The organism is Bombilactobacillus thymidiniphilus, assembly GCF_023380245.1.
GTDB lineage: Bacteria > Bacillota > Bacilli > Lactobacillales > Lactobacillaceae > Bombilactobacillus > Bombilactobacillus thymidiniphilus.
In genome coordinates this window covers 482,136-494,594 of record NZ_CP093365.1, presented here as the reverse complement: position 1 = coordinate 494,594, position 12,459 = coordinate 482,136, and the positions used below count along the sequence as shown (strand labels likewise).

Sequence of the window (12,459 nt, the reverse complement as noted above, 5' to 3'; positions counted from 1 at the left end):
CAATATTGCCAAAATAATTTTTTTCTAGTAACGTATACATTTAGTGTTTCTAGACACAAATTAAATAGTAAAAAGAGTTGATTTTAGTGAAAAAGAAATATTATGCGTGGATGAGTGTCGGCATAATCCTAATTGCAGCGAATTTACGGTTGCCGATTACGATGATTCCACCTATTTTGCCGTGGTTGCACCAAGCTATTGGGTTACCTAATAGTCTAAGCGGTTTACTAACTACTATTCCTCTATTGATGTTTGCAATTTTGTCGCCTTTCATAGCTCGTTGGGGGACCCGCAAAGGTAATACAAAAGTATTATTTGTTACATTATTGATTTTAGTGATCGGTAGTTATTTACGTGCTATTCCTAGTAGTTGTGTACTAATCTTAGGAACAGTTCTTGTAGGGATGGGCATTTCTGGTGGTAACGTCTTGTTGCCTGCAGTTATTCAAGAGTATTTTCCCGCTAAAGCAACGCTATTGACTAGTTTATATACGTTTACGATGGGCTTTGTAGCTGCTTTTGGTACGGGAGTAGCTGCTCCTTTAGTTAAGGCTACCAATTTAACAATAACGATTTTGGTGATTGCTTGTATCAGCTTGCTAAGCTTTTTAGTATGGGCGTATGTGTATCATGGTGTGCCTAAAGAACGTACTTATGCTGGTGTTAAACAGCCTAAAGCTAGCTCAATTAGTCATTATAGCTTGACTTGGTTAGTAACTTTTTGCTTTGGTACACAGTCTTTGCTTTATTATTCTTTATTGACAGTTTTGCCATCTTTTTGGACGAGCAATCACTTTTCTACGGGTACATCTAGTTTATTGGCAACTGTCTTCCAATTATCTGGAATGCCGATGTCATTATTAACGCCGATCTTAGCTTCCACTAAAAAGGGTATGTATGCAACTTCTGTTGGTGTGGGTGGCATTTATGCAGCAGGTGCAATCTTATTGCCCATATTCCACGCTAATTTTGTTGTTAATTTGGTGTTAGCAATTTTGATGGGCATGGCTTCGGCAACGGCTTTCAGTCTATGTATCGTTTTCTTCCAAAAGAAAACAGCACATGTGCAACAAACTGCACAATTATCTGGCGTGGCACAATCAGCTGGCTATTTGTTTGCTGCTATCGGGCCAGCATTGAGTGTTTATGTTTACCATCAGATTAATAACTGGGCACCAATTTTTATGGTCTATGCTATTTTGAGTGTATTTTTATTGATCGCCGCTGTTATTGTTACGAGAAAAGCAAAAATGCAATAAACAAAAGACTAATCTTATCAATTAGTCTTTTTTATTTTGTATAGTAGTGCAACGAAACTTGTGCCATAATAATGCTAAGGTTTTAACGATCTGGGGGCACAACATATGGATTTACTACAAAAACCGCAATTACAGCAGCATTTATTTTTGTCGATGCAAATGCAACAAGCTTTACATTTATTACAGAGTGATTTAGTGGATCTGACAGCTTATGTTAAAGAACAAAGCTTGAGTAATCCATTGTTTGAGGTGCAAGATTTTGGTGATGTGTTGAATTGGGCAACACCGCAGGCGCAAAATGTTGATATTATTGATTATTTGTTGCCACAAATCAAATTACGAAGCTATACAGTACAAGAACAGCGCTTGCTCAGTTATTTTCTAGTTAATTTAGATGAGCATGGTTATTTAGCATTGTCGCCAACTGATTTTAAAATGCAATATCATTTGACAGATCAGCAATTTAAAGTAGGACAACAATTGTTAGCACAATTAGAACCAGCCGGCATCGGATTAACGGGAGTGCGCACTTATTTTCTACAGCAATTAGCCGAGCAAAAAGAAACACTTGCTTACCAAATTGTTCAAAATTATTGGGAGTTATTGATTAAGCGGCAGTGGACAGAAATTAGTCAACGATTGCACCAGCCGTTGTCCCAAATCAAAAAAGCATTACATATCTTACAGTTGTTACGACGCTATCCTTATGAAATTGCGTCAATGCACATGCAAACTACAATAGTGCCTGATTTGATTTTACAAGTTGATCAGCAACATTTGCAGCTGAGTGTTAGTGTTAGTGGGCAACCGCGACTTATTTTTGCGCAGGAAACTTATGAACATTTGCAAAATAGCGCAGATTTAGAAGTTAGGCAATATGTACAGTCTAAATATCGAGCATATCAATCTTTACTAAGCGGATTAAGACAGCGTTCGCGGACTCTAGCAGCAGTAGGTACTGTCATTGTCGCGACTCAAAAAGACTTTTTATTGCAAAAAGAAGATACTTTGCAACCCCTATTGCTGCGTGATGTAGCAACACGTTTGCACATCAGTGAATCAACAGTCAGCCGAGCGATTAAAGATAAGTATTTACAAACTCGTCACGGAATTTTAGCACTTAAAGATTGTTTCAGTCGCCCGGTTAAATATGCGACAGAATTATCGACTATTACCGTGCAAAAACGTTTACAAGCACTAATTAAAACAGAAAACCATAGTCATCCTTTCAGCGATCAACAGTTAGCGATACTATTGCAAAAACAAGGAGTACAACTAGCCCGACGCACGGTGACGAAATATCGACAAGCATTAGCGATTGGTAATACTCAACAACGAAAAAAAGCGTAGCTTATTTAAAAGTCACGCTTTTTTGTATTTAAACAGCAAGACTAATATTTAAAAATGTCGAAAAAGCTGTTTACGTCTTGTAAAATGTTTTGACCTAATGTTAAAGCACCTTGAACAATATTTTGCCACATCATATTTGATCCCTCCCTAACTTGTTGACATTATTTTAACATATTTAACACAAATTTTTTTGTAATATTATCTTTACTGCGATTCATTTTTGCGTTTTTGCATTTAATATTATAACTATTTGTTTTTAATTATAATAACTATAATTAATTATTTATTAAAGAACAATGTTGCGATTTTCTCTTGACGTTTACCAGCTTTTAATAATATTCTATTAACTAGCTGATTTTATTATTGATTTTGGCTATAAATTAATTTGTGGGGGCTGACTACCATCAAAAAATTCATACATAAACATTACAGAGAATTTATTGCGCTTATTTTAATAGTGTTACTTTTAGGTACAGTTAGTCTCCTAGTCTTTGGTAGCAAGCAAAAAGCTAAGTCCACTAAAGATTATCAAATGACCGTTGCTTTGGTTAATGAAGATCAAGGTGGCACTTTTAATAACCAGAAATATAATTTTGGGACCGACTTTGTTAATTTGCTAACTAAAAATGACAAAATTAATTGGTTCACTGTGTCACGTAGTGTGGCTGAACGCGGTATTAAGCATAAGAACTACGATTTGATTGTGGTTTTGCCACACAATTTTTCTAAGAAAATTTTGCAGTTTCAGTCCCCTAATTTTAAGCAGACGGACATCATATATAAAGTGCGCGAAAATAAAAATACCAATCTACGTTTAAGTGTCGAAAAGCAGACCAATACAGTCTTAAATACGTTAAATCGCCGTGTGACAAATTTGTATTTTGCAAGTATCTTATTTAATTTACACCAAGCACAAGATCAAATGAATAAGATTTCTGCGAGTGAATTACAATTACAAAGTGGCATGAAAGGTGACGTCAACAATCCTTTATCGCAACTGGTTAAAACTTTAAGTAGTCAAAATAACAATCAGACTGACGATCAGCAAACACCTGCGACGGGTGATGATTCTTCGGTCAGTTCTATTTTAAATTCGCTAGGTGATTTGTCTCAAACGCCAACCGATTTTTCTGGTGCAACTAATGCTTTAGGCGAGCTTAATTCCAGCTTAGATCAGATGGTGTCACAAGTTGACAGTGCTCAACAGCAAACCAACAATAACGTGAATCAGCAATTACAAAGTTTGGCCCAATCAGGCAATTCCATCATTCAGCAAAATAATTTCCAAACGTTGAACTTTTTATCTGCGCAACAAGGCAGTTTGGATCAATTGATGAGCGATGATGCTAATTATATTTCTTTGATTCAAGGTGATGAGGTGCAGACTTTAATGAGTCAATTATTGACTGATCCATTCTTGAATCCGGATACACAAGTCGATGATTTATCTGACAGTTTGCAAAATCAAAAGACAGATATCGCCAATTTACAGTCCAATTTAACGAAAAAAGTATCAGCTGCTAATCCTGATTATGCTACTTCACAGCATTTACAAAATTTAGTTCAACAAAAATTGAATATGGTGATTACTAAATTACCGCCTAATTATCAAGAAGTTGTCGAGCAATTGGCGGCTGCTGGTTATTTAAGTGATGCTCAAGTGCAAAGTTTGCGTGCCTCGGAACAATGGATTAATTATTACTTTAATTCCCATCCGGAGGTTCAAAATGATCCAGCAGCTAATATGGTTAATGCTAAGCTGATCATCGGTCCGCAATTAAGAATTACTAGTCATACACAAAATATTAGTTTTCAATTACCATCCTATTTGAAATTGGATGTACAAAATTTACTGTCACAATTGCAAAATGCTGGTTTCACGCCAGATTTAAATACACAAACGGGTTTAATTACTTTACAACCGACTGCACAAGTAGCAAGCAATGCAGTAATTACACCACAGTTTGTAGTTGATTGGAGTCAATTTAGTTTACCTGCACCAACTAACTGGGCAGTGACGCTCGGAGATTCTGCAGGTCAAGTGGATGTGCAAAATTATGATCTGGGCAACGCGGTGACTGACAGTCAAGGCGAACGTTTGCAAAATGTTATTGGTGCCATTATGAGTATTAATCAAGCAGGCACTTTGTTGGATTTCTTAAATGGACAAGATAATAACGGACAATCAATTATGGACGATGTGACCACATTGAGCACACATAATAATTTTTCTATGAGTGCAGCGGGTCATGCTAATAATCAATTGTTTAAATCTTTGGACGATCAGACAACAGCTTTAAGTGACAATATCGATGATATGCAAGCAGCCAATAGTTCAAAGAAATTGTTGCGGCTACGAATTAGTAAATTGGCGTTGTCATTGCAAAGTATCTATCAGCAAGGGATCGATATGTATGCTAAGCATTCTACGATGTTTAACAGTCAAATTGATTTGAACACTGATTTATTGAATCCAGCACCTTATCAAGCTGATTTTAGTGATTTGCAAGAACAAGTCGCTAATAATCAAGCGTTAGCATCGCAAGTGCAAACACAGCTCAACGAGAATACGCAAGCTAACCAACAACAGTTGTCAGACTATCAAAATGGCGTTAGTGAGTCAAAGAATGCTTTACAGCAAGCTTTGGATAATAGTAAGAATTTATTATCTGCTACCCAAGCTGCGGCTGGATATGTAGATTCTATTCAAACTAATTCCAGTGATATCCTCAAAAATGGCAAATCTTTGGTTAATCAAGCTAATTCGTTATTGCATAATTGGTCGATTTTGAATGATAAAAATAAAAAATATAGTGATAACTTTGCTGATGTGATGCCTAACACTAAAAAAGATGACAATGCTTCGCGCAAGATCTATAACAATATGTCAGCACCGCTGAAGATGCACAATGCAGGCACTATCAAGAATAATAGTTCTATTTTCCCGTACTTCTTAACTTTGGCGAATACTGTTATTGCTTTGTTTGCAGCTTATTTAATTGCTGAGCTAGAGAAATATAAACGACCGGAACTAGCTCATAAAGCTGATGATTGGTTAGACGATGGCAAGATGCATGATTATTTTATGCCAGTAGTGTTGGGATTAATTCTAGTGGTTGGTCTAGCGGTGGCTTATTTGTCTTATGATTCAATGGCAGAACATATCAGCCTATTTTATTGGATGGTTACTGAAACCATTATCCAAGCCACATTGATTGTGATAGTCACGTTATTAATTCGCAAATTGAATATGGCAGGTGTGTTCGTATTTTTCATTTTCTTTATTCAATATATTTTCTTTACACCAGCAATCGGGGTTTATGTCAGCAATCAATTTTGGCTAAGTGATGCCTTGAAGTGGTTGTCGCCTTTCCAAAGAATTGAAGATCAATATACTAAATTGTTTGAAGCAAATTCCATTTCGATTGTCTTTATAGCAATCTGTGCTGTTATTTTAATTGTCGGAGTGTTAATTAATTTGAAAGTTAAGGTGCGCCAAGATGAAGTGGCTCAAGATCTGTAGTTGGTTGCTAGTTATCAGTATCGGTCTGCATCCTACTGTTGTTTTGGCGGTAGCTAACGATGGCAAGATGCAGATTAATAATACGATTAACCAACCGATGAGTGACCATCATACTAAAGATCAGTCAGGTGAAACTGACGAACAAAATGGTTTGTTTAATGAACGCAAGGTTTTTGATGAAAAAGCACTGGATCATAAACGCCAACAATACTTGCAGCAAAAGAAAAATTTAGCATTCAGGCAAGATAAACCTGTCAAAGATCATTTAGTTTCGCTATTGAGCGTCAAAAAAGTAATTTTTAATAAGCCACATCAGTCCAGTATGAAGACGCATAGCTTAGCAGAGCATCAAAAAAGTAATCATCAAGTTTTAATAATTGTTGGTGTGTTATTGATTATTATGATTTTTTCTGGTCTGGGTTATTGGTTAAGCAGCAAGCGTAAGGTGCTGTTGGAAAGGAGTAGTCATGGCTAAATATATTAATGTTACTTTTAAGGCAATTACTGCCGATAAACAATCGTTAATGTTGGATTTGCGTGTTCCGTTAGTTATTAGTGTTAGTCAGCTAATCCATTCAATTGATTCGGGACTGCAATCAGAGGGTAAGAAGTTGTATCCAGTAGCACAACAAGTTATTCAAGTGGTGACTAAATCCTTAATAATTGCTGATAATGATGTTTTAGCGGATTTTCCGATAACTAATGGCGATATTCTGAAATTATTGAACTAGTGGGGGACACAAGTAAATGAAAGAACGCACGATTAAATTTACTATGGATGATCATAGTTACGAATTGAAGCTTTATCCAGATCATATTCAAGAAGAAATTCCAGAAATTGACGTTTTAGATGAGCAGTTGATTAATGTGGTGGACGCCAATACTGATTTGTTATTGCCGATGAATGTTCGTCATGCTAAAGACATGTACCAATTGAATTATCAGTTAAATGATGGACTTCGCTTTTATCGGCAATTGATTACAACACTAGATGAGTTAGATAGTATTCGTTTGGGTATTAATTTGTTGCAATTATTGCAGTTGCAAGATACTTCTTTTGTACCCGTAGTTAATCCTAATAATTTGGTTTTCGATATTAATTTAGTGCCACACGTGGTGCATCGCGGGATTCAAGGTGTTTTAAAGCCTGAACAAACTAGTGATACAGCCTTATTTGATCAAATTAAAGCTTTGATTATTAGTACAGTTTTTCCGCAATATAAATTTGAAAAATTATATAACGGTGTTTTGAAAAGTAACTTAATTCATAACAAAAATATTCGAAAAATTGCTGACAGTGACGAACCAGATCTGATTCAAGATGAGTTGTTGCAATTATATAATGTTAAAAAAACGAAAAGTGAAAGCAGTCAAAAGACTATCTCCAAAAAGAAATGGGGAATCTATCAAAAGGGTTTCTGGGTTACTGGCTTGACGACGATAATTTTAGCCGTGGTTGCCGGATATTTCTTGTTAATTAAAGCACCACTAGACAATAAATTGAATGCTAGTACGACTGCTTATATGAACACCAATTATGACAAAGTAATTGAAGATTTAGAAAAAGTACCAACAGCGCGATTGCCGTTGACTAATAAGTTGTTATTAGCTAAGTCTTATGTCAATGTAGAAAATCTAAATCATTTACAAAAGAACAATATTTTGAACTCGTTAAATACTCATTCGGATACGCATTACATGGATTATTGGATTTATAACGGGCGTGGTGATTTTAACAAGTCTTTGGACACGGCAAAATTTATTGGTGATAATCAGTTGATTATGTATTCTTATACAAAATTGTATTCTGCAGCTAATAATAATCCTAAGTTGACGGGAAGCAAAAAGCAGAGGTTGTTACAAAGTTATAGCAAGCAAATCAATCTTTATTCTCATAAGCTACAAAAGGATCATAAAAAATGAAAAATAATACTAAACTAATTTGTTTCATTTTTAAGGACAATTATTATGCCCGTTTTGCAATTGATTTTAACGAATACGATAAATTTACAATTGCTGATCAAACGAACACTAACGGTTATTTTGCTGGGCTTAGCGAACCAATTGCCATTCAGCCGGATAAAAATGATTTTGTAGTTAATCAAAAGCCGGTGAAATTTAACAAGCCTATTAAAATTGCAGATTGTCAGTTGATTTTAACAGGTCAACCACTGATACAGCAGTATGATCTTAGTCGCAATACAACTAATTTTATATCTTTAGGGCCAAGTGATCATGATACTTTTAATGTCAGTGCTTTGTCTAACAATGCAGTACGCTTATATCAGCAAGCTGATCAACTTTTTATCGTTCCAAAGGGTGAAATTTACGTTAACCACAAAATAGTTAGTGAGCAACAGCCTATTATAGCTGGTTCCATTATTTATTTTGATAATTTGGAATTGCAACTGGTTAATGATAATTATTTGCAGGTAGCTAATTATAATCCTGCTAAGTCTATCAAAACACAGCTAACACCTCTCGAAATTCAACCAACTATTTTCAGTACAGATTATCCTGAATATCATCGCTCCCCACGCATCATTCATAAATTGCCGACTGGTAATATTACTATCGAAAATCCACCCTCCAAAATTGAAAAACAAAAAAATCAATTAGCGCGGACTATTTTACCACCGCTAGTAATGGTGGCCATTTCTATTGTAACTTCCATGATGAGCAAGAACATTACAATGATGCTGATGATGGTTGCTATGAGTGTGACCACGATCTCATTTTCGATTAGTTCTTATTTTTCCGAGAAGAAGCAATACAAAATAGATACTGCTAAGCGTTTGCGCGATTATGACGAATATTTGCAAGACAAAACGGTGGATATCAATCATAAAATCAAAGAAACTACGCAAGCACTCAATTATCATTACCCTGATCTGCAAGAAGTGGCTCAGCTGGTTTTGACCGGCAGTTCACGTATTTTTGAAAAAAATAAATTTCAAAATGACTTTTTGGCGTTTCGTGTAGGTCGCGGTGATATGCCAGCAACTTTCAAAGTCAATTACTCGCCTAAAGATTTTGATAAAGATGAATTGAGCTTGGAAGCGGCGACTCTAGCAACTAATGCACACTATGTACATGATGTTCCCATAACAGTTTCTTTACTGCATGGGGCAACTGGGTTAGTTGGGCGGCGTTCTTTGGTGCAAGAAGCGCTGATTAACATGTTGTTACAGTTAGTGACTTTTCAAAGTTATCATGAAGTGATCTTTGTTCCTGTTTTTCGGGAAAAAGATTTGAAAGCTTGGAAAAAATGGCGTTGGTTAGCTCATTTCAAGTTAGATACTAACAATACTTTAAGTTTTGTTTATAATGACAAAACGCGTGGACAAATTTTAACTTCGCTATTTCAAATGTTCAAAGAACGTGAGCAAACGCAAAAAGAAAGTAAAAATAAGCCTGATCAAAATTATTTTTCACCGCAATATGTTTTGATTATTGATAACGAAGAATTAGTTTTGGATCATGCCATCATGGAATACTTAGCTAAGGATATTTCTGAATTGAATATTTCCGTAATCTTCATCAGAAATTCTGTCGATGATCTACCTGAGCATGTCAAAAATGTGATTGAATATGGTGACTATCATCATGGAAAGATCATTGTCGAAAATGACGAGTTAGTCAATCGTACTTTTGAGCCTGACCACTACAATGATACTTTTGATCTGTCACTGGTGATCCGGCGGTTGGCGGCTTTAGATCATAAAGAAAGTTTAAAAAATTCAATTCCTGAAGCTATTAATTTTTTGGATCTTTATGGTGTCAAAGATGTTCATGAATTGAATTTAAGTAATCGGTGGTCTAATAAATTACCTTATAAGAGTTTGGCGGTACCTTTAGGTGTACGCGGTAAAGATGATATTGTACATCTAGATTTACATGAACGTGCCCACGGTCCCCACGGTTTGGTTGCTGGAACCACAGGTTCTGGTAAGTCAGAGTTGATCCAGAGTTACATTGCTTCATTAGCGATTAATTTTCATCCTGATAATGTTGGTTTTCTATTAATCGATTATAAAGGTGGAGGAATGGCTAATTTGTTCAATAACTTGCCACATTTGTTGGGAACTATTACCAACTTAGATGGTGCGCAAAGTATGCGGGCTCTAGCTTCCATTAAAGCTGAACTAGAAAAACGGCAAAAGCTATTTGGTAAATACAATGTTAATCACATTAATCAGTATCAAAAACTGTATCATGATGGCAAAGCTGACGAAGCGATGCCCCATTTATTCTTGATTAGTGATGAATTTGCGGAATTAAAATCTGAACAACCTGATTTTATGGATGAATTGGTTTCTACAGCACGGATAGGTCGTTCATTGGGTATTCATTTGATTTTAGCGACGCAAAAGCCCAGTGGAGTAGTTAATGAACAAATTTGGAGTAATTCGCGTTTTAAAATTTCGCTCAAAGTGCAAGATAAAGCCGATTCTATGGAAATGCTGCATACTCCCGATGCGGCTTCAATTGTAGAACCCGGGCGAGCCTATTTGCAAGTTGGTAATAATGAAATTTACGAATTATTCCAAAGTGCTTATAGTGGTGGGACTTATAATCCTGAACGCAGCGTCGATCAAAGTGAGTTAGATCCTATTTATCGTATCAATACTCTAGGACAATACGAGAATTTATCGGCGGATCTCAGTGGTTTGACAGAGGCGCAACCTGTGACCGCAGACACACAAAAAATCAGTGAATTAGAAGCTGTGATTAATTACATTGGCGAATATTCTACTGAGCATCACATTGAACGCTTGCCACGGCCTTGGTTGCCACCAATCGCTAGTGAAATTTTTTATCCAGATTATCAAACCATTGATTATCAGCAAGCTTGGCCAGAAGATTTGAATTTGCAGACTGTGATGGGGATTGTAGATTATCCAGATAAACAAAGTCAACAAACTTTAACTTTAGATGTGAAAGAAAACAAGCATATGGCAGTCTTTGCAAGTCCTGGTTATGGTAAATCCACGTTTATTCAAACTTTTGTTTTAGGTTTGGCACGACAAAATTCACCGCAAGATATCAATTTTTATTTACTTGATTTTGGGACAAATGGTTTATTGCCATTGCGTGATTTGCCACATGTTGCTGACATGGTGCGAATTGACGAAACGGAAAAAATGCTGAAATTCATGAGCATTATTGATGCTACGATTGATCAACGTAAGAAGTTGTTGAGTCGTGAAGGCGTTGCTAATTATGAACAGTATGTGCAAGCAACAGGAACTAAGTTGCCGGTTATTGAGATTGTGATTGATACAATTGATTCAGCTAAAGAAGTTAAATGGATTGAACAATTTAATTCATTGATTGATCGCATTACTAGAGAAGGTGCCAATGTTGCCGTTTACTTGTTGCTGACGGCGAATCGGCATTCTGCTTTGCGGATGCAAATATCTGCTAATATCAAGACGCAGATCAGTTTGTTCTTGATTGACGATAGTGAAGTTGCTGATATTATTGGGCGCACGCAAATGAAACCAGAAGAAATGGCAGGACGCGGGCTGATTAAATTAGATACTGTTCGCTTATTTCAAACAATGTTGCCCAATAAAAATAATAATTCTTTCCAAATGTTGGCAGATATTAAACGAGAAGCTCAGCAAATGGCGGAGGATTGGCAAGGTGCTTTGCCACAGTCTATTCCAATGGTGCCTGAAGATATGACTTATCAACAGTTCTTGCAATTGCCACATGTCACAGATACTTTTGTGGCGGGGATGCCGTTAGGTGTGGACAAAGAAACTACCGAGAGTGTCGCTTTCGATATTCAAAAACGACATTATTTCTTCATTTTAAATGATACTGATGAACAAAAAGCTCTATACACGCAATTATTACAACATAATTTGCAATATTTAATACAGCATAATTTAGCTACAGGGCAAATTATAGATCAAACAGCAGATGCAAAGGATGTTAAAGATAATTTGTTGCAGCGCCTAGCTGATAAAGAAAGTTTAGCGCAACCTTACTATTTATGCTTTGAAGAGTTTGAAGATTTCGTCACAGATAGCAATTTAACTGAGGATGAATTAAAGGCGATTTTGCAACAGGCGCACACGCTTAATATTTATCCTATTATTAATACTTTTGTTGGTTATATCACTGGTAGTTATAGTGGTCCAGTTGCTTACCTCAAGAATAATCTTAAAAATGGTATATTGGGCTCGCGGTTGACGGATCAAAGCTTGATTAATAACCAATTTATTACCAACGAAAGTTATTTGCAGGAAGATGAAGCTTATTACTTCAAAGGACGTAATTGTCGCAAAATCCAAATTCCAAAAGCTGCTAAGTGAT

The 12,459-nt window shown here is 36.0% G+C and carries 7 protein-coding genes; all 7 read left to right on the top strand.

The genetic code is table 11. The features are described from left to right. Positions 1–86: 86 nt before the first annotated feature. The 7 genes from MOO47_RS02730 to essC all read left to right on the top strand — a co-directional run bounded on the left by MOO47_RS02730 (position 87) and on the right by essC (position 12,458). Entirely contained in the window at positions 87–1,259 is a 1,173-nt protein-coding gene (locus MOO47_RS02730) for an MFS transporter (protein ID WP_249513270.1), read from the top strand. A 105-nt stretch (positions 1,260–1,364) separates the two neighbouring features. After that, a complete protein-coding gene (gene rpoN, locus MOO47_RS02725; RefSeq protein WP_249513269.1) occupies positions 1,365–2,609 on the top strand; it encodes an RNA polymerase factor sigma-54 in 1,245 nt (414 codons plus the stop codon). Positions 2,610–2,994: 385 nt separating this feature from the next. Next, positions 2,995–6,132 carry a type VII secretion protein EsaA gene (gene esaA / locus MOO47_RS02720; RefSeq protein WP_260523911.1) on the top strand — a complete coding sequence of 1,046 codons (3,138 nt, stop codon included), beginning with the start codon at positions 2,995–2,997 and terminating at the stop codon, positions 6,130–6,132. After that, a complete protein-coding gene (locus MOO47_RS02715; RefSeq protein WP_249513267.1) occupies positions 6,110–6,607 on the top strand; it encodes a hypothetical protein in 498 nt (165 codons plus the stop codon). The genes esaA and MOO47_RS02715 overlap by 23 nt, the downstream gene beginning before the upstream one ends. Next, a complete protein-coding gene (locus MOO47_RS02710) occupies positions 6,600–6,863 on the top strand; it encodes an EsaB/YukD family protein (protein WP_249513266.1) in 264 nt (87 codons plus the stop codon). The genes MOO47_RS02715 and MOO47_RS02710 overlap by 8 nt, the downstream gene beginning before the upstream one ends. 16 nt (positions 6,864–6,879) lie before the next feature. Beyond that, on the top strand, positions 6,880–8,055 hold the full coding sequence (gene essB / locus MOO47_RS02705) for a type VII secretion protein EssB (RefSeq protein WP_249513265.1): 1,176 nt from the start codon (positions 6,880–6,882) through the stop codon (positions 8,053–8,055). Next, the gene (essC, locus tag MOO47_RS02700; protein WP_249513264.1) at positions 8,052–12,458 is read left to right on the top strand and encodes a type VII secretion protein EssC; all 4,407 of its coding nucleotides are present in this window, start codon (positions 8,052–8,054) and stop codon (positions 12,456–12,458) included. Before essB ends, essC begins: the two co-directional genes overlap by 4 nt. The last annotated feature ends 1 nt before the right edge of the window (position 12,459 follow it).

Coding starts and splice junctions, on each gene's coding strand:
- rpoN (WP_249513269.1), top strand. CDS start 1,365: ATGGATTTACTACAAAAACCGCAATTACAGCAGCATTTATTTTTGTCG.
- MOO47_RS02715 (WP_249513267.1), top strand. CDS start 6,110: ATGAAGTGGCTCAAGATCTGTAGTTGGTTGCTAGTTATCAGTATCGGT.
- MOO47_RS02710 (WP_249513266.1), top strand. CDS start 6,600: ATGGCTAAATATATTAATGTTACTTTTAAGGCAATTACTGCCGATAAA.
- essB (WP_249513265.1), top strand. CDS start 6,880: ATGAAAGAACGCACGATTAAATTTACTATGGATGATCATAGTTACGAA.
- essC (WP_249513264.1), top strand. CDS start 8,052: ATGAAAAATAATACTAAACTAATTTGTTTCATTTTTAAGGACAATTAT.